This window comes from Streptomyces sp. NPDC050161 (genome assembly GCF_044460025.1).
Lineage (GTDB): Bacteria > Actinomycetota > Actinomycetes > Streptomycetales > Streptomycetaceae > Streptomyces.
The window spans coordinates 411,959-430,060 of sequence record NZ_JBITJM010000003.1 but is presented as its reverse complement, the minus strand read 5'-3'; the positions used below and the strand labels follow the sequence as shown (position 1 = coordinate 430,060).

Here is an 18,102-nt window from a genome sequence, read left to right as displayed (position 1 = left end):
TCCCTTCCGCGCCGGCCTCCCCCGACGCCCGTGGCGGCGGGCCAACACCCGCCGCCCGGCACGCATTTGCACCGAAAGGCACGTCCCATGCCCCGCATCCCCGCATCGGCCGCCGAGGCGATCGCGCGCGCCCGTCAGGTGGCCGAACACCTCGCCGTCGACGACGCACGCCGCGATGCCGAGCGCGCCCTCCCGTACGACGAGGTCCGCGCCCTGACCGAAGCCGGCCTGTTCACCCTCACCGTCCCCCGCGCGCACGGCGGGCCCGGGATCGGCGCCCGCAGCCTCGGGGAGGTGTTCACGGAGCTGACGGCCGGTGACGCGAGCGTCGGCCAGATCCCGCAGAACCACTACTTCTTCGTCAACGTCCTCGCCCACGCGGGCACCGATGAACAGCGCGCCTTCTTCCACGCCGAGATCCTCGCGGGCCGCCACTTCGGCAACGCGCTCTCCGAGCGCGGCACCCGCACCGCCCGCGACTTCGCCATCGGCTTCGAGCGGCAGGACGACGGCAGCCGCGTCCTGGACGGCACCAAGTTCTATGCGACCGGCACGCTGTTCGCGCACTGGATCACGGTGTACGCCAACGACGAGGAGGGCCGCACGCACGCGGCGTGGGTGCCGGCCGACCACCCCGGCGTGCACATCGAGGACGACTGGAACGGCATGGGCCAGCGCACCACCGGCAGCGGCACCGTCCGCTTCGACCGGGTACGGGTGCCCGCCGAACACCTGGTGCCGGTCCACACGATCTTCGAGAAGGACGAGGTGTTCGGCGCCTTCGGCCAGTACCTGCACGCCGCCATCGACACGGGGATCGCCGTCGCCGCGCTGCGCGACGGCAAACGGCTGATCCACTCCCTGGCCCGCCCGCGCCTGGAGACCGGCGTGGCGCGGGCCGCCGACGACGAAGCCGTCATCGACGGGTTCGGCGAGCTGGCGCTGCGGGTCCGCGCGGCGCGTGCCCTGCTGCGCGAGGCCGGTGACGCCCTGGACACCGCGCACGCCGAGCCGACCGCTGAGCACGCCGCCGAGGCGTCCGCCGCGGTGGCCGCCGCCCGCGCCCAGTCCGACACCGCCGCCCTCGCCGTCTCCAGCGGCGTCTTCGAACTCATCGGCACCCGCGCCGCCGACCGCGACCTCAACCTGCACCGGCACTGGCGCAACGCCCGCACCCACACCCTCCACGACCCCCGCCGCCTCAAGCTGCGCTACCTGGGCGCGTGGGAACTGAACGACACCCCGCCGCCGCGCAACGGCCTGGTCTGACCCCACCGCAACGGCCCGGCCCGAACCCACCGCAGAGGACACCACCACTCATGACCCTGACCTTCCACTGGTTCCTGCCCACCAACGGCGACAGCCGGCACATCGTCGGCGGCGGCCACGGCGTGCCCACCGGGTCGGCCGGCGGCGACCGGCCCGCGAGCCTCGCCTACCTCGGCCAAGTCGCCCGTACCGCCGAGCAGTTGGGGTTCGAGGGCGCACTGACCCCCACCGGCGCCTGGTGCGAGGACGCCTGGCTGACCACGGCGATGCTCGTCGAGGCCACCGAGCGGCTGAAGTTCCTGGTGGCCTTCCGGCCCGGACTCGTCGCGCCCGCGCTCGCCGCCCAGATGGCGGCCACCTACCAGCGGCACTCCGGCGGCCGGCTGCTGCTCAACGTCGTCACCGGCGGCGAGGACCACGAGCAGCGCGCCTACGGCGACTTCCTGGACAAGGACGCGCGCTACGCCCGCACCGACGAGTTCCTGCACATCACGCGTGCCCTGTGGCGCGGCGAGAGCGTCGACTTCCAGGGGCAGCACGAGCGCGTGGAGCAGGCCCGTCTGACCCGGCTGCCCGACCCGGTGCCGCCCGTCTACTTCGGCGGCTCGTCGAAGGCGGCGGGCCCGGTGGCCGCCCGGCACAGCGACGTCTACCTCACCTGGGGCGAGCCGCCCGCCCAGGTCGCCGAGAAGATCGACTGGATCAGGACGCTCGCCAAGGCCGAGGGCCGCAAGGTCCGCTTCGGGATCCGGCTGCACGTCATCGCCCGTGACACCGCCGAGGACGCCTGGGCACAGGCCCACCGGCTGCTGTCCGGCGTCGACCCGACCGTGATCGAGAACGTGCAGCAGGGCCTCGCCAGGTCAGGCTCCGAGGGGCAGAAGCGCATGCTCGCCCTGCACGGCGGCGCCACCGACCGCCTGGAGGTCTACCCGAACCTGTGGGCCGGCATCGGCCTGGTACGCGGCGGCGCCGGCACCGCCCTGGTCGGCTCGCACGCCGAGATCGCCAACCGGATCGCCGAGTACCACGCCCTGGGCATCGACGAGTTCGTACTCTCCGGCTACCCGCACGTCGAGGAGGCGTACTGGTTCGGCGAGGGCGTCCTGCCCCAACTCGCCGCCCGCGGCCTGTGGCACCACCCCGACGCGGCCTCCCGCGACGAGACGCCGGCGGCAGTGCCGTTCGCGTCGTAGAACTCCGCACGAAATGATCTTCGACAGGCTGCGCACCATACCTGTCGCGATCCCACAGAACGTCGCCCTCGTCGACGCGCACCGGAGCGTGACGGTCCGCGTGGGCCCCGACATCCAGATGACCCGGGCACACCACGCCTGCGCCGCCCATCACCAGCATCTGCCAGTGCCGGACGAGCAGGAACGAACCACCCGGACCCAGGCACGACTGGCCGCCGTTCAGGCAGCGGGAGTTGATGTCCCGGCGATGCTGCGACCACCGCTATACCAGTGCGGGTACGACCAGTGGTCGGGCACCGTGTACACGGCCCACTACCACCCTGCCGAAGGCCGAGTGCTGTACCACTGGCCCGGCGAGCACTGGGAACACACCATCGCCGGCTTCACACCGGGATCACGCACCATTGCCCTGGGGCTGCCCGGCGCCCATCGGTAGGCCCTCGGTGAATTCGCCGTGGTAGGAGAACGCGGGAACCGCCCGCCCGTAGCAGCCGTCGTGATCTTACGGGTGCGGCAAAGGCGCACCGCGCCGGCAGGTCAGGCTTCATCCGGCCCGCCGGCACTCTTGCGAACTCCGGAGACGAACATGCAGGAAGTCATCCGATACATCGAAGAGCAACGCAAGCGGTACACAGACCACGACTTCTTCATCCGGCTCCTGGCCGATGAAACGCTGTCCGGGGATAAGCGTCTGGCCTGGGCTCCGAGCGTCATACCGTTCATCATGGGTTATTCCGATCTGAACAAATACGTCTTCCGCAAGACTCACGAGGGCGCCGAACTCGATCCTCTGCAGGCTCTGCTCAACGCCCACACCTACGAGGAGGACTTCCACTGGCAGTGGATGCTCACGGACCTTGCCAAGCTCGGGGCGGACGGCCAGATGCCGCTGTCCGACGCGTCGCGGGTGTTGTGGGGAGCGGACTTCCAGCATTCCCGGCGTCTCTGCCTCGGGCTGGCCGAGATGGCCGCCAACGCTCCGACGTATGTCGTGTTCGCGATGGTCGAGTCCATCGAAGCCGTCTCTGTGACGATCTTCGAGCACTGCCAGGGAATTACGCTGCAGAACGGCCAGGAGTGCGAGTTCTTCGGTACGCCGCATTACCTTGCGGAGGCGTCGCACAGCATCAAGTCTCCGGAGATCGAGACCTCCGAGCTCCCGCTGCTCGACGCACCACAACGTGAGCAGGCGAAGCTCATCGTGGACCGCGTGTTCTCACTGTTCGACGACTGGTCCACGGCCCTGCTGAACTTCGCGCTGAAGAATGAAACGTACCCGCTCACCTTCGAGCGGATGGTCCAGGACAGCAAGGACTCATCCCCGATACCGGCGTCGCAATGAGAACTCCCCGAGGGCCGGTTCCGGCTGGGCTTCGGGGCTTTCGACGTCTGCGGCCTCACCCCCGCCGATACCGCGCCCCCGGATGGCTGGCAGGCAGCCGGTTCCCGCGGCCGAACAGTTTCTGGCGGAGGGTGCCTTCGGTGTACTCGGTCTTGAGGAGGCCGCGTTTTTGCAGCACCGGGGCCAGGTGGTCGGCGAAGTCCGTGAAGGAGCCGGGGGTGGTGACGTAGGAGAGGTTGATGCCGTCGATGCCCGCGCGGCGCCAGTCCTCCAGTTCGTCGGCGATCCGTTCCGGTACGCCGGCCACCGGGCGGGTCCAGGCGCGTGCGCGCAGGGCTTCGCCGAATGTCCAGGTCTTGTCGGGTGCGCCCTCCACCAGGGAGCGTACGAATCCCTGTACGCCGTTGGTGTCGATCTCGCCGACGGGGGCGTCGAAGTCGACCTGGGAGAGGTCGAGTTGGAGGGATCCTGAGAGGTGGGCGGCGAAGCCGTCGAGGCTGGTGTTGTCGCGGTAGGCGGCCAGCTTGCGGGCGGCTTCCTCCTCGGTGGAGCCGATGATCAGGGTCAGGCCCTGGAAGAAGAGGATGTCGCCGGCGTCCCTGCCGTGCGCCACGGCTCGCGCGCGCACGTCGTCGACCTGTGCCCGCGCGCCCTCCGGTGAGATCGCGCCGAGGAAGACGGCCTCGGCGTTGCGGGCCGCGAACTCCCTGCCCCGTTCGGATGATCCGGCCTGGAAGAGGAGCGGGGTGCGCTGCGGTGACGGCTCGGAGAGGTGGGGGCCGTTGACGCGGTAGAAGCGGCCCTCGTGGTGGATGTCGTGGATGCGGTCGGGGTCCGCGTAGATGCCGCGTGCCCGGTCGCGTACGACGGCGTCCTCTTCCCAGCTGCCTTCGAGGAGTTGGTAGAGGACGTCGGTGTATTCCTCGGCGCGGTCGTAGCGCTCGTCGTGCAGGGGCAGTCCGTCCAGGCCCAGGCCCTTGGCGGCGGATTCCAGGTAGGAGGTGACGACGTTCCAGGCGACGCGGCCCTTGGTGAGGTGGTCGAGGGTGGTCAGGCGGCGGGCGAAGTTGTAGGGGGGTTCCTGGAGGACGGACTGGGTGAAGGCGAGGCCCAGGTGTTCGGTGGCGTGGGCGATGGCCGCGACCAGCAGCGACGGGTCGTTGACGGGGATCTGGAGGCCCTCGCGTACCGCCGTTTCACGCCCGCCGCGGAACGTGTCGTAGGTGCCGATGACGTCGGCGAGGAACAGTGCGTCGAAGTGGCCGCGCTCCAGGGTGCGGGCCAGGTCCACCCAGGTGTCGAGGTCGGTGTAGGAGGTCTGGCGGGTGTCGTCGCGCACCCATTGGCCGTGGTTGATGTGCGAGACGCAGTTCATGGCGAAGGCGTTGAAGCGCAGCGGTGCGAGGTCGGTCATCGGGTGGCTCCGGAGGGGGTGAGGGGGCGTACGGCGTCCAGGAGGGCGCGGGTGTGGGGGTGGGCGGGCGCCGCGAACACGGCGGTGGCCGGGCCGGCTTCGACGATCCGGCCGCCCTGCATCACGAGTACGTCGTCGCTGACGTGCTGCACGACACCCAGGTCGTGCGAGATGAAGAGGTAGGCGAGGCCGAGGGTGTCCTGGAGTTCGGCGAGCAGGTCGAGGACCTGGGCCTGGACAGAGACGTCGAGTGCGGAGACGGGTTCGTCGAGGACGAGGAGGGAGGGGCGGGGCGCCAGTGCCCGTGCCAGGGCGGCGCGTTGGCGCTGGCCGCCGGACAGGTGCAGCGGGTGGCGGTCGAGGGTGTCGGCCGGGAGTCCGACCTGCGCGGCCAGTTCCCGGGCGCGGTCGGCGGCTTCGGCGGGGCCGGGTGCGGGGTGGCCGGGGCGGTGCAGGCGGACGGCGTCGGCCAGGGTGCGGCGTACCGTCCAGCGCGGGTCGAAGGCCGACAGGGGGTCCTGGTGGACGAGTTGGATGTGGTGGCGGCGGTGGCGGCGGGCCTTTTCGGCGGGCGCGCTCCACTCCTCGCCGTGCAGGGTGACGGTGCCGCTGTCGGGGCGGGTCAGGCCGAGGGCGATGCGGGCGGTGGTGGACTTGCCCGAGCCTGATTCGCCGACGATGCCCAGGGTGCGTCCGGCGGCGAGCGCGAAGGACACGTCCGCGACGGCCGTCCTGCCCCGGTAGGTCTTGTGCAGTCCTTCGGCGGCCAGGACCACTCCGCTCGGCCGCTCCCCTTCCGGTGCGGGCAGGGTGGGGCGCGGCGCCGCGGAGAGCCGCGCGCCCTTGGGGTGCAGGGCCGGGTCTGCGGCCAACAGGTGCCGGGTGTAGGCGTGTTGCGGGTCCTGGAGGACGTGGGCGACGGGCCCCTCCTCGACGATCTCGCCGCCCCGCATGACCGCGACCCGGTCCGCGAGGCGCCGCACCACCGCCAGGTCGTGGGTGATGAACAGCAGGCCGCGCTCCCGGCTGCGGGCGGCGGCCAGCAGGTCGAGGATCTGCGCCTGCACCGTCGCGTCGAGTGCCGTCGTCGGTTCGTCGGCGATCAGAAGCGGCGGGTCGAGGGCGAGCGCGGAGGCGATCAGGGCCCGCTGGCGCAGGCCGCCGGAGAGTTCGTGCGGGTACTGGGCGGCCCGCAGCGCGGGGTCGGGGATGGCGACCTGTTCCATCACCTCCCGCACCCGTGCGCGCCGCGCGTCGCGGTCGCCGTAGCCGTGCAGTTTCAGGGCGTCCTCGATCTCCTTGCCGACCGGCCGCAGCGGGTCGAGCGAGACCAGGGCGTCCTGGAGGACGAAGCCGATGCCACGGCCGCGGATCCGCCGCAGGCGCCGCTCGCCCCAGGTGCGGATGTCCTCGCCCTGCCACTCCAGGCGGTCGGCGCGCACCCGCGCCCCGGGTCCTGTCAGACCGACGAGGGTGCGGGCGGTGACGCTCTTGCCTGAGCCCGACTCGCCGACCAGGGCGAGGGTCTCGCCGCGGCGCACGGTGAGCGAGACGCCGCGGACGACGGTGCGGGCGCCGAAGCCGACCGTGAGGTTCTCGGCGCGGATCAGCGGTACGGGCCGCGCGGGCGTCCCGGGCGGTGCGGTGGGCTCATCCGGTGCGGGCATCAGCTGCTCCTCGCGTCCAGCCAGGCTTGCAGGCGCCGGCCGAGAACGGTGGTGGACAGGGTGGTCAGGACGATGAACAGGCCGGGGAAGAACGAGGTCCACCAGGCGTACTGCAGGAAGGTGCGGCCGTCGGCGAGCATCGCGCCCCACTCGGCTGCGGGCGGCTGGGCGCCCAGGCCCAGGAAGGACAGGGACGAGGCCCACACCACGGACTGGCCGATGCCGAGCGTGGCCAGTGCGGCGAGCGGGCGCAGCACGTTCGGCAGGACGGTGCGGCGTACCACGCGCAGCGGCGGATGGCCCAGGCCACGGGCCGCCTCGACGTAGCCGGAGCGGACCACGGTGGTGGCCTGGGCGCGGATCAGGCGGGCGTACCCCGCGGCCTCGCCGATGCCGACGGCGACGGCGGCGGTGACCGCGCCGGTGCCGAACACCGCGATGAACAGCAGCGCGAGCAGCAGTCCCGGGAAGGCGAAGAGCACTTCGAGCACCCGGCCGACGGCGAAGTCGGCGCGTCGGCCGCCGAGCGCCGCGGTCAGGCCGAGCGTGATGCCGAGGGTGAGGGAGATGGCGGTGGCGCCGAGGCCGATGAGCAGCGACTGTCCGGCGCCGTGGACGAGGCGGGTGTAGACGTCGCGGCCGTTCTGGTCGGTGCCGAACCAGTGGGCGGCGGAGGGCGGTTGGAAGAAGTCGGCCGGCCTGATGGCGTCGGGTGCGTAGGTGGTGAGCAGGCCAGGCACGAGCGCGGCCAGCACGACGAGGGCGAGGAAGACCCCGGCGGCGATGAGGCCGGGGCGTATCCGGCGCACCCGCGGCTCGGCCTGCGCGGCGGCGGTCAGGGCGGTGGTCACGTGTCACAGCTCCCGTGGCGTGCGGATGCGCGGGTCGACCACCGCGTGGAGCAGGTCGACGGCGAGGTTGACGAGGACGTACACGGCGGCGATCAGCAGCACGATCCCGGTGACGAGGGGCAGGTCACGGGCGAGTACGGCGTTGAGGAGTGCCCGGCCGATGCCCTGGCGCGCGAACACCGACTCCACCACGACCTCGCTGGAGAACAGCGCGCCGACCGCCCAGCCCGACAGCGTCAACGGGGGCAGCAGCGCGTGCCGCAGGGCGCGGCGGGCGCGCACCGCGGTGCTGCTCATGCCGCGCATCCGCGCCGAGGTGACGAACGGCTGCTCCAGCGCGGTCAGCAGGGCGCCGCGGGTGACCTGGCCGAGGTAGCCGGCGAGCGGTACGGCCAGGGTGAGGGCGGGCAGGACGAGCGCGGCGATGCCGGTGCCGCCCGCGACGGGGAACCAGCCGAGCCGGAACGCGAACCCGTACAGCAGCACCACACCGAGCCAGAAGTGCGGCAGTCCCGCGGCCACCGTCTCCAGGCCGGAGCCGAGGGCACGGGCCGGTGCGCTGCGGCCGGTCGACAGGAGGACCACGGCGCCGGCGAGCAGCCACGCGAACAGCAGGGCCAGCGCGGTCAGTTGGAGGGTGGCGGGGAGCTGCTGGGTGATCACCCCGGCGACCGGTTCCTTGAGGGAGGTGGAGACGCCGAGGTCGCCGGTGACCAGCCGCCCGATGTGGTGCAGGTACTGCGCGTACAGCGGCTGGTCGAGTCCGTAGGCGTGGCGGGTGGCGGCGATGGTCTCGGGGGTGGGGTTGGCGCCCGAGCCGCCGCCGAGCAGGACGAGTACGGGGTCGCCCGGCACCAGGTGCAGGGCGAGGAAGGTCACGGTGGCCGCCGCCCACAGGACGAGGGCGGCACCGGCGAGCCGGGCGCCGTAGCGGCGCAGGCGGGGGGCGGTGGCGGTCATCGGGTGTTCACCCACGCGTCGTAGAGGTAGGGCAGGGACAGGGCGGGTTCGAGTGCCGCGCCGCGGACGCTCGCGCGGTGCGCGGCGAGCCGGGTGGTCTGCGGGTAGAGGGTCAGCTGGTAGGCCCCCGCGGAGATCAGCCGCTGCGCCTTGCCGTACAGCCGCCGCTGCCCGGCGTCGTCGGTGGTGGCCTGCGCGGCGCGCAGCAGCCGGTCCAGGGCGGGGTCCTTGACGTAGGAGGCGTTGGAGTGGATGCCGTGGTGCACGGCGTACTCGCTGCCGAAGACGGTGTGCAGCACGTCCGGGGTGTTGGTGTTCCAGTAGCCGTCGCGCAGGTCGTAATCACCGGCGAGGTAGCGGGTGTTGACGGTGGCGGCGTCGAGCCTGAGCAGTTTCAGGTCGAAGCCGACGTCCTTGGCGGTGGCCTGGATCTGCTCCATCAGGGCCAGCTGGTTCGGGCTGATGTCGGACTTCAGCAGGACGTCGGCGGTGAGCCTGCGCCCCTTCCTGACGCGGTAGCCCGCGCCGTCCCTGTTCCCCCAACCCGCCTTGTCCAACAGCGCGTTGGCCCGCTTCACATCGTGCGGCCAGGCGTTCTCGTACCCGCTCGCGTAGTGCGGGGTGACGTAGCTGAGCGGGCCGCCGGCGCGCCGGTACTGGCCGAAGAAGACGCTCTTGAGGCCGTTGACGACGTCCGCCGAGTACAGGAACGCCTCGCGCACCCGGCGGTCGTCGAAGGGGGCGCGGGAGGTGTTCAGGGCGAGGTTCGTCGGGTTGCCGGGACGGTCGCGCACCACGACCTTCAGACGGCCGTCGCGCTCCGCGGACGCCTGGTCCTCCGGCGGCAGCGCGTCGATCACGTCGGCCTGCCCCGACTGCACGGCGGCGAAGCGGGTCGCGGGCTCCGGGATGAACCGCCACACCACCTTGGCGACGTGGGCGGGCCCGGTGTGCCGGGCGTACGGGGGCGGGGAGTTGTAGTGCGGGTTGCGGACCAGTTCGACGTCGGACTGCCGGTTCCACTTCTTGACGATGAACGGCCCGGTGCCGACCGGTGCCGCGCAGTTCGCCTCCTTGCCGCGCTTCAGCGCCTTCGGCGACTCCATCCCGAGGAACGCCTGCGCGAGCATGTTGAGGAAGGGCGAGTAGGGGCGGTCCAGGTGGATGCGGGCGGTGAAGGCGTCGACGACCTCGGTCTTCTTGTAGGGGGCGAGGTAGCCGCCCGCCGTACCCGACTGGGTGGCGGGGTTCACCATGTGGTCGAGGTTGGCCTTCACGGCCGCCGCGTCGAAGCGGGTGCCGTCGGTGAACCGCACGTCGCGGCGCAGGTGGAAGGTGTACGTGGCGGCGTCATCGGAGACGTCCCACGAGGTGGCGAGCCACGGCCTGATCCGGCCGTGCGCGTCGATGGCCACCAGCGAGTCGAGGAACTGCTGCGCCACGTACGCCTGCGGCATGTCGCCGGACACGTGGGGGTCGAGGCAGGTCGGTTCGCGGTCGGTGGCGTAGGTGAGGGTGCCGCCGGACGCGGGCCGCGCGCCGAGCGGTGCGGTGGTGACACCGCCGGCGCCGCATCCGGTGGCGAGGACGGTCAGGGCGAGGGCCACCAGCGCGGTGGCGGCTCGCCTGCGGGACGGGGGCTTCACGGGCAACTCCGGGGAGGGGGCCGGGACGAGGGGCGGAGCCTGGCGGTCAGAAGAAGCCGTTCAGCGGGGGCGGGGTGCCGTTGAGCAGCCAGTCGCCCGCCACCCTGGCCTTGTGCGCGACCGGGTTGTGCGAGGCGAGCGTGCGGGCGTTGCGCCAGTGCCGGTCGAGGTGGTGTTCGCGCAGCGTCGCCGAGGCGCCGCCGACGTCGTAGAGCCGCTCCCCCGCGTCCAACGCGGCGCGCGCGGCCACCACTTGTACCTGCGACACCTGCACCGCCGCGTCGTGCAGGGCATCGGGCAGACCCGCGACACCGTCCTCGCCGCGCACCGCCAGTGCCTCGTCGAGCGCATCCGCCGCCCGCAGCACGGCGGCCTCGGCCGCATAGCCGAGCGCGGCGATCGAGCCGACCGTGTGCTGGACCAGCGGATCGTCCACGGCCCGTGCGACCCCGGCGTGCTGCACGGGCCGCGCCTTGTCCCGCGCGTACTCCACGGCATCGGCCACGGCAGCCTTGGCGATGCCGGTGTGCACGGCGGCCAAGTAGAGCTGGTAGTACGGGCCCAGATGGGTACGGCGCTGCCGGGCCGTCGCGTCGACCGCCACCTCGTCGGCGTAGGCACGCACTCCCCGCAGCCGCGTGGTGCCGCTGGCGGTGGTCCGCTGGCCGAGCGCGTCCCAGTCGTCGGCCAGCTCCAGGCCCTCCCGGTCACGCGGCAGCACCACCCGGACCCGGCGCTCCTCGTCGTCCAGGGCGATCGCCACGACGTAGTCGGCGAAGAGCGAGCCGGTCGAGTAGAACTTGGTGCCGTCGACCCGGAAGTGCTCCCCGTCGGCCGTGATGCGGGTCCTGATCTCCCCGGGGTGTGCCGTGCCCCGCTCGGACGCCGCGTTGCCGAACAGCGCACCGCCCGCGACGAGCGGGAACCAGCGCTCCCGCTCGGTCCCGGTGCCCTGGCTGATCAGCAGCTCCACGAATCCGAAGTGCGGGCGGAGCGCCTGCGCCACGTTGGAGTCGGCCTCGGCGAGATCGACGACGGTACGGAACAACGCGGCGAGCGAACCACCGCGCCCGCCGTGCTCCACCGGCACCCGCAGCGCCCCCAGCCCACTGTCCCGCACCAACTCCACGCCCCTGTAAGGGAGTTCGCGGCGCGCTTCGAGTGCGGCGGCGTCGGCGCGAAGCCGCGCGGACAGTTCGGGAGGGAGGGCGGACGAGGGCATGCGGGGGCCTCCGGGGGCGGTGAGCGGGCACCCGGGCAGCGCCGGGCCCGGCCGCGGACGCGGTCCGTACGGCATCGGACGGCCGTCGCACGCGGGAAGGGGAGGAAGGAGGAAGAAGAGAGGAGGGGGAAGCAGATCCGGAACGGGCGGCGCGGAGGCTACCGGCTACGCGCGCTGTCCACAGTGCGCTCAGGCCCGAACGGCCGCCGGGGTACAGACGGCACTGGAAACCCGCGACAGGTCGACGTGGCGACGCCGCGTGAGTTCCTGCCGTTCCTCGGTCATACCGCCGATTGAACCAGCCCGACCGCCCCCGGTCGAGACGGCTTTGACGAAACGGCTATAGGGATTCCCTACCAGCCGCGCCCACGGCCCCGCCCACGACCTGCGGAAACGAAAACGTTGGCAGGGAATCCCGCTCGCCCTGCCCGCCGGCGCCCCGGCCGCACATGACGTCGCCCCGCCTCCCCGGCCATCTGCCGGAAAGGCGGGGCGCCCCTCTCACTCCCCGGCCGCTACTCCGGCCGAACCGCCTGAATGTCCAGATCGATCCGGATCGTCGCGCCGATCGCGGCGATGCCTCTGGCGAGCATCTTGCGCCAGTCGAGGGTGAAGTCCTCGCGGTGCAGTTCGGTGACGGCGCGGCAGGCCGTGCGGGTCTCGCCCGCCATGCCCGTGCCGATGCCCAGGTAGCGGGTGTCCAGCTGGACGTTGCGGCTGACGCCGTGCAGGTGCAGCACGCCCTGCACGGCCCACCGGCTGCCGCCCTTGTGGACGAACTTGTCACCGGCGAACTGGAGGTAGGGGAACCGGGCCACGTCCAGGAACTCCGCCGACCGCAGATGGTCGTCCCGCATCCGTACGCCGGTGTCCAGGCTCGCCGCGTCGATGGTCACCTCGACCCGGGAGTCCTGCATCCGTTCACCGATCCACAGTCCGCCCTCGAAGTTGTTGAAGCGGCCGTAGATGTCGGCGAGACCGATGTGCCGGGCGGCGAAGCGGATGGCGGAGTGGTCGGGGTCGATCCGCCACTGTCCGGGCTCGGGCAGCGGGACCGCAGGCGCCAGTTCCATCGTGACGGGGCCCTGCACGGTGCGCTCACCCGCCACCACCTCGGCCTCGCACCGGACCGGGCTGAAGCCGTCGGACGTCACCACGAGCCGGTAGCCGCCGGGCGGCAGCGTCACGGTCAGCCGTCCGTTGGGATCGGTCAGTCCGTGCGTCACTTCCTGACCCTGGGTGTCACGGACCGAGATCCCCACGCCCGCCATCGCCAGCCCGACGGGATCGTTGACGCACAGGTCCAGCGCGCCCGCGCCACGCGGCAGGGAGGGCTGGGGGCTGTGCAGCGTACGGTCGCGCAGACGGTGGAGGAAGGGGAGCGGCATAGCAGGACGGGGCCCATCGATTGTCTCGGTCCGGGGACGAACGGAGGCTGGCAGGATTGCGGATTGAAATCGCACGAAAATGGTGCGGAATCCCTTCTATCCTGTCACCGCCACGGCCTCAAAATTGACCATCCGGTGTCAAGACCTAGCTAAAGGTGATGTTTCTCGCATCGCCGCGGTCCCCTCCCCCGACGGCCCCGGTCACCCCAGAAAACTCAGCCGGACCTCGCGGTGCGGGTTGTCCTTGTTGGTGTCGACGAGGCACACGGACTGCCACGTCCCCAGGGCCATCCGCCCCGCGACGACCGGCAGGGTGGCGTGCGGCGGGACGAGCGCCGGGAGGACGTGGTCGCGGCCGTGGCCGGGGCTGCCGTGGCGGTGTTGCCAGCGGTTGTCGGCGGGCAGCAGGTCGTGCAGGGCGGACAGCAGGTCGTCGTCGCTGCCCGCGCCGGTCTCCAGGATGGCGATGCCGGCGGTGGCGTGCGGGACGAAGAGGTTGAGGAGGCCGTCGCCGCCGTGTGCGGCCTCCCGGAGGAAGGCGTCGCAATCGGCTGTCAGGTCGGCGACGGTCTCCGTCGAGCCGGTGGTGACGTCGAGGGTGCGCGTGATGAATGTGGTGCTCATGTGCCCATCTTCGTACGGCGGCTGGTGCCGGGAACGCAGTCTCGGGGCCGCGTCCGCCATACGCCCGCAACAAAGGTCCACCTGCCGAGACGGCGATTGACCCCTGTCTCGGCGCCCCGCTACGTTCGGCGGCATGTCTACGTCAGCCCAGCTCACGACGCGTGGTCACATCGACCTGCTGCGAGTGGCCTCCGCCACCTGTCGCCGCGGCTGCTGACGCTTTTCCCGCCGTAGGCGTCCTCCTCTTTCTGAGGGCTTGCGGCTCTTCTCTCCCTGCCGGGCCCACGGTCCGCGACCCGCGTTCTGCGTTCCGTAGCGCGTTGTTCCCCGTTCCCCCGTGCGTGCCCGCGCGCCTCGCCCGGCGTGCGCGTGCGGTACCGGCACCGGCCCTCCCGGTGGTCCTTCCGGTACGCGCCGGCCAACTGCGGTCCCGCGCCCGCCCCTTCCCCCTCCCTCCCCCTCCCTCCCTCCCCTCCCCTCCGTGGAGTTCCGATGAGTCTCGATCAGGCCGTGGCCGGACAGGTGCCACCCGATACGTCCGCCGGGGCCGCGGCGCTCGCCGAGGGAGGCGGGTCCGCGGGGCCGCCTCCCGAGTTGTCGCGTGTGGTGCCGGTGTCCGGGCGGCGGCGGTCCGTGCCGCGGTGGTTGCGCCGTACGGTCGGCCCCGTGGCGTTGCTGGCGCTGTGGCAGGTGCTCAGTGCGACCGGTGTGCTGCACGAGGACATCCTGGCGTCGCCCGGCACGATCGCCGCCACCGGAGCGGGGCTGGTCTCGGACGGGACGCTGCCGTCGGCGATGGTGGTGTCGCTGCAACGGGTCGCCGTGGGGCTGGTGTTGGGCGGCGTGGCAGGTGTCGCGCTGGCGTTGGCTTCCGGGCTTTCGCGGCTCGGCGAGGATCTGGTGGACGCGACCGTGCAGATGCTGCGGTCGATCCCCTGGGTGGGCATGATCCCGCTGTTCATCGTCTGGCTGGGGATCGGCGAGGCGCCGAAGATCGCGCTGATCGCGCTGGGGGTGGCCTTCCACCTTTATCTGAACGTCTATGCCGGAATCCGGGGCGTGGACGCGCAGTTGGTCGAGGCCGGCACCTCGCTCGGGCTGAGCCGCTGGGGGCTGATCCGGCACGTGGTGCTGCCGGGCGCGCTGCCCGGTGCCATGACCGGGCTGCGCTACTCGCTGGCCACCGCCTGGCTGGCGCTGGTCTTCGGAGAGCAGGTCAACGCCGATGACGGCCTCGGCTTCCTGATGAACCAGGCCAGGGAGTTCTTCCGTACCGACGTGATCGTGGTCTGCCTGGTGGTCTACGCGATTCTCGGTCTGCTCGCCGATTTCCTCGTCCGTACCCTCGAAAGGCTGCTGCTGCAATGGCGACCGACATTCACCGGACGGTGACCCCGGAGACGGCCGACGGGGCCGGTGCGGCCGTGCGGGTCGCCGGTCTGGTGCGGGCGTTCGACGGCCGGGCCGTCATCGACGACCTCGAACTGACGCTGCGGCCAGGCGAGTTCGTGGCGCTGCTCGGACGCAGCGGCTGCGGCAAGTCGACGCTGCTGCGGGTGCTGGCCGGCCTCGACCAGGAGATCGACGGCGAGGTGCTGGTGCCACGCCGTAAGGCCGTGGCCTTCCAGGCGCCTCGGCTGATGCCCTGGAAGCGGGTGTGGCGCAATGTCCTGCTGGGGCTGCCGGGGCGGCCCGAGCGGGGCACGGCGGTGGCGGCGCTGGAGGAGGTCGGGCTCGGGCACCGCGCCGACGCCTGGCCCAAGACGCTCTCCGGCGGTGAGGCCCAGCGCGCCTCGCTGGCCCGCGCACTGGTGCGGGAGCCGGATCTGCTGCTGCTCGACGAGCCGTTCGGCGCGCTGGACGCGCTGACCCGGATCAAGGCCCAGCGGCTGGTAGCCGACCTGTGGCAGCAGCGGGGCTGTGCGGTGCTGCTGGTGACGCACGACGTCGACGAGGCGCTGCTGCTGGCCGATCGCGCGCTGGTGATGGAGGACGGCCGGATCGCGTACGAGACGGCGGTGGACCTGCCGCGCCCGCGCGACATCGCCGACCCGGGGTTCACGGCACTGCGGGCCCGGCTCCTGGACCGGCTCGGCGTGGCGGGCACCGCGGAGAAGGCGCGGGAGGCGACGGCCGCTTCGGCCGGTGCGCACTGACCGCACGGCCGCGCGGCCGGTGCGCGGGGAACCCAGCATCGCGCCCGCACACCGTCGCGCCCTCACACGAGAACCGCCGCGCACCCACACGAGAAGAGAAACGGAACGTCGATGAGATCACGACCACGGCACCTCGCCCCGGCCCTGCTGCTCCCGCTTACCCTGCTGCTGGCCGCCTGCGGCGGCGCGGCGGGGGCCGGCGGCTCGGCGGGCGGTACCGGAAGCGGAACCGACGGCAAGGGGTCGCTGACCCTCAACGTCGGGGACCAGAAGGGCGGTTCGGAGGCCGTGCTGCGGGCCGCTGGGGAGCTGGACGACCTCACCTACAGGATCAAGTGGTCCACCTTCACCTCGGGGCCGCCGCTGCTGGAGGCGGTGAACGCCGGGGCCGTCGACATCGGCGCGGTGGGCAACACGCCGCCGGTGTTCGCGGCGGCGGCGAAGTCGAAGATCAAGGTGGTCGCCGGGGCGCACAGCAGGGCGGACGGCGACGCGGTCCTGGTGAAGAAGGACTCGCCGCTGCACCGCGCCGCTCAGCTCAAGGGGAAGTCGATCGCGGTGGCGCAGGGCAGTTCCGCGCACTACCAACTCCTCGCCCAGCTGAAGAAGTCCGGGCTCTCCCCCAAGGACGTCACGCTCAGCTACCTCCAGCCGGCCGACGCGCTGGCCGCGTTCACCCGCGGCAAGGTGGACGCCTGGGCGGTGTGGGATCCGTACACCTCGCAGGCGCTGGAGCAGGCCGACGCGCGGGTGCTGGCGAGCGGGCAGGGTGTGGTCAACGGGCTGGGCTTCCAGGTCGCCGCGCCCGCCGCGCTGAACGACAAGAAGAAGTCGGCGGCGGTCAAGGACTACGTCCAGCGGCTGCGCCGGGCCCAGGACTGGGTGCACGCGCACCCGGCCGCCTGGGCCGAGGTCTGGGCGAAGGAGACCGGGCTGCCGAAGGACGTGGCGCTCGCCGCGGTCAAGCGCACCCGGGGCACGGCGGTGCAGGTGGCCGTGGACAAGGACGCGATCGCCTCGGAACAGAAGATCGTCGACACCTTCGCCGCGTTCCGCCTCATCCCCCGCTCCTTCGACTTCGGCGCGTTCGTCGACCCGCGCTTCAACGGTGGCCTGCCGCCGTCAGGCACCGAGCCGCGCACCTATGGAAAGGCCCACTGACATGTCCGTACACCTGCACTGGTTCCTGCCGACCGGCGGCGACGGGCGCACCCTCGTCGACCGGCACGCCTACACCGACGGAGGTGTGCGGCGCGACCGCATCACCCCGGTGCGCGGGGTGCGCGGCCCCGACATCGAGTATCTGGCCCAAATCGCCAAGGCTGCCGAGCAGTTGGGTTTCGAGGCGGTGCTCACGCCGACCGGGACGTGGTGCGAGGACGCCTGGCTGACGACGACGGCGCTGACCCAGGTCACCGAGCGGCTGAAGTTCCTGGTGGCCTTCAGGCCCGGGGTGATCTCACCGGTGCTGGCCGCGCAGATGGCCGCGACGTACCAGCGTCTCTCGCGCGGGCGGCTGCTGCTGAACGTGGTCACCGGCGGCGACTCGACCGAGCAGAAGCGGTTCGGCGATCACCTCGACCACGACCGGCGGTACGCCCGTACCGATGAGTTCCTCCAGGTCGTGCGGGGCGTGTGGGGCGGTGCGCCGTTCGACTTCCAGGGGGAGCACTATCAGGTCGAGGGCGGCCTGACGGCGCTGCCGCCCGATCCGCTGCCGCAGATCTTCTTCGGCGGCTCGTCGGCGGCTGCCGGGCCGGTCGCCGCCCGGAACGTGGATGTGTACCTGACCTGGGGCGAGCCGCCCGAGCAGGTCAAGCAGAAGATCGACTGGATTCGCGGTCTCGCGGAGCGGGAAGGGCGCACGGTCCGGTTCGGCATCCGGCTGCACACCATCTCGCGGGACACGTCGAAGGAGGCGTGGGCGAGTGCCGATCGGCTGCTCGGCGATCTCGACCCGGACACCGTCGCGGCGGCCCAACAGGCCCTGGGCAAGAGCGAGTCGGTGGGCCAGCAGCGGATGCTGGCGCTGCACGGCGGGTCGCGCGACAAGCTGGAGATCTCGCCCAACCTGTGGGCCGGGGTGGGCCTGGTGCGCGGCGGCGCGGGCACCGCGCTGGTCGGCAGCCACGCGGAGGTCGCGGACCGGATCGAGGAGTACCACGACCTGGGCATCGAGCACTTCGTACTGTCCGGCTATCCGCACCTGGAGGAGGCGTACTGGTTCGGCGAGGGCGTACGGCCCGAGCTGGCGGCGCGCGGCCTGCTCGGCGGCGGCCCGGACGGCGCGCAGGGCGGCAGCCGGCCCGCGTCCGCGTCCGGCGGGGCTCCGCTGCTGGTGGCAGGCGGGCGCTGAGACGCAGGCTC

At 72.1% G+C, this 18,102-nt stretch carries 18 protein-coding genes; 9 read left to right on the top strand and 9 right to left on the bottom strand.

Features of this window, described 5'->3' with window-relative positions; all coding sequences use genetic code 11:
• Window positions 1-87: 87 nt before the first annotated feature.
• The 4 genes from ACIBK8_RS07270 to ACIBK8_RS07255 all read left to right on the top strand — a co-directional run bounded on the left by ACIBK8_RS07270 (window position 88) and on the right by ACIBK8_RS07255 (window position 3,807).
• The gene (locus tag ACIBK8_RS07270; protein WP_399040616.1) at window positions 88-1,269 is read left to right on the top strand and encodes an SfnB family sulfur acquisition oxidoreductase; all 1,182 of its coding nucleotides are present in this window, start codon (window positions 88-90) and stop codon (window positions 1,267-1,269) included.
• 50 nt (window positions 1,270-1,319) lie between these two features.
• Window positions 1,320-2,465, top strand: a complete 1,146-nt coding sequence (locus ACIBK8_RS07265; protein ID WP_399040615.1) for an LLM class flavin-dependent oxidoreductase — start codon at window positions 1,320-1,322, stop codon at window positions 2,463-2,465.
• Window positions 2,466-2,478: 13 nt separating this feature from the next.
• The gene (locus tag ACIBK8_RS07260; protein ID WP_399040614.1) at window positions 2,479-2,901 is read left to right on the top strand and encodes a hypothetical protein; all 423 of its coding nucleotides are present in this window, start codon (window positions 2,479-2,481) and stop codon (window positions 2,899-2,901) included.
• 150 nt (window positions 2,902-3,051) lie between these two features.
• On the top strand, window positions 3,052-3,807 hold the full coding sequence (locus ACIBK8_RS07255) for a hypothetical protein (protein WP_399040613.1): 756 nt from the start codon (window positions 3,052-3,054) through the stop codon (window positions 3,805-3,807).
• Between the two features lie 55 nt (window positions 3,808-3,862).
• Here ACIBK8_RS07255 and ACIBK8_RS07250 read toward each other — a convergent pair whose 3' ends face one another.
• The 9 genes from ACIBK8_RS07250 to ACIBK8_RS07210 form a co-directional block, all read right to left on the bottom strand.
• Window positions 3,863-5,221: an LLM class flavin-dependent oxidoreductase gene (locus ACIBK8_RS07250; protein ID WP_399040612.1), complete on the bottom strand. Its 1,359-nt coding sequence runs from the start codon at window positions 5,219-5,221 to the stop codon at window positions 3,863-3,865.
• Window positions 5,218-6,888 (bottom strand): dipeptide ABC transporter ATP-binding protein, encoded by a 1,671-nt coding sequence (locus ACIBK8_RS07245; RefSeq protein ID WP_399040610.1) that lies wholly within the window; start codon window positions 6,886-6,888, stop codon window positions 5,218-5,220. The genes ACIBK8_RS07250 and ACIBK8_RS07245 overlap by 4 nt, the downstream gene beginning before the upstream one ends.
• The gene (locus ACIBK8_RS07240; RefSeq protein ID WP_399040609.1) at window positions 6,888-7,739 is read right to left on the bottom strand and encodes an ABC transporter permease; all 852 of its coding nucleotides are present in this window, start codon (window positions 7,737-7,739) and stop codon (window positions 6,888-6,890) included. Before ACIBK8_RS07240 ends, ACIBK8_RS07245 begins: the two co-directional genes overlap by 1 nt.
• 3 nt (window positions 7,740-7,742) lie before the next feature.
• On the bottom strand, window positions 7,743-8,699 hold the full coding sequence (locus tag ACIBK8_RS07235) for an ABC transporter permease (protein WP_399040608.1): 957 nt from the start codon (window positions 8,697-8,699) through the stop codon (window positions 7,743-7,745).
• On the bottom strand, window positions 8,696-10,345 hold the full coding sequence (locus ACIBK8_RS07230) for an ABC transporter substrate-binding protein (protein WP_399040607.1): 1,650 nt from the start codon (window positions 10,343-10,345) through the stop codon (window positions 8,696-8,698). The genes ACIBK8_RS07235 and ACIBK8_RS07230 overlap by 4 nt, the downstream gene beginning before the upstream one ends.
• Before the next feature lie 46 nt (window positions 10,346-10,391).
• Entirely contained in the window at window positions 10,392-11,567 is a 1,176-nt protein-coding gene (locus tag ACIBK8_RS07225) for an acyl-CoA dehydrogenase family protein (RefSeq protein ID WP_399040606.1), read from the bottom strand.
• A gap of 189 nt (window positions 11,568-11,756) precedes the next feature.
• Window positions 11,757-11,852, bottom strand: coding sequence for a putative leader peptide (locus ACIBK8_RS07220; RefSeq protein ID WP_393681255.1), 96 nt, complete (start codon window positions 11,850-11,852; stop codon window positions 11,757-11,759).
• Window positions 11,853-12,082: 230 nt separating this feature from the next.
• A complete protein-coding gene (locus tag ACIBK8_RS07215) occupies window positions 12,083-12,955 on the bottom strand; it encodes a YceI family protein (RefSeq protein WP_399040605.1) in 873 nt (290 codons plus the stop codon).
• A gap of 201 nt (window positions 12,956-13,156) precedes the next feature.
• Window positions 13,157-13,579, bottom strand: a complete 423-nt coding sequence (locus tag ACIBK8_RS07210) for a YjbQ family protein (RefSeq protein ID WP_399040604.1) — start codon at window positions 13,577-13,579, stop codon at window positions 13,157-13,159.
• Window positions 13,580-13,712: 133 nt separating this feature from the next.
• On the opposite strand from ACIBK8_RS07210, the gene ACIBK8_RS07205 reads away from it, so the two are divergent.
• From ACIBK8_RS07205 to ACIBK8_RS07185, 5 genes are all read left to right on the top strand, one after another.
• The gene (locus tag ACIBK8_RS07205; protein ID WP_372463791.1) at window positions 13,713-13,796 is read left to right on the top strand and encodes a putative leader peptide; all 84 of its coding nucleotides are present in this window, start codon (window positions 13,713-13,715) and stop codon (window positions 13,794-13,796) included.
• Window positions 13,797-14,071: 275 nt separating this feature from the next.
• Window positions 14,072-14,971, top strand: coding sequence for an ABC transporter permease (locus ACIBK8_RS07200; RefSeq protein WP_399040603.1), 900 nt, complete (start codon window positions 14,072-14,074; stop codon window positions 14,969-14,971).
• Complete coding sequence (locus tag ACIBK8_RS07195) at window positions 14,944-15,735, top strand: ABC transporter ATP-binding protein (RefSeq protein ID WP_399040602.1); 792 nt, start codon at window positions 14,944-14,946, stop codon at window positions 15,733-15,735. The genes ACIBK8_RS07200 and ACIBK8_RS07195 overlap by 28 nt, the downstream gene beginning before the upstream one ends.
• 111 nt (window positions 15,736-15,846) lie before the next feature.
• Window positions 15,847-16,896 carry an ABC transporter substrate-binding protein gene (locus ACIBK8_RS07190; RefSeq protein WP_399040601.1) on the top strand — a complete coding sequence of 350 codons (1,050 nt, stop codon included), beginning with the start codon at window positions 15,847-15,849 and terminating at the stop codon, window positions 16,894-16,896.
• A gap of 1 nt (window position 16,897) precedes the next feature.
• Window positions 16,898-18,091, top strand: a complete 1,194-nt coding sequence (locus tag ACIBK8_RS07185; RefSeq protein WP_399040600.1) for an LLM class flavin-dependent oxidoreductase — start codon at window positions 16,898-16,900, stop codon at window positions 18,089-18,091.
• The last annotated feature ends 11 nt before the right edge of the window (window positions 18,092-18,102 follow it).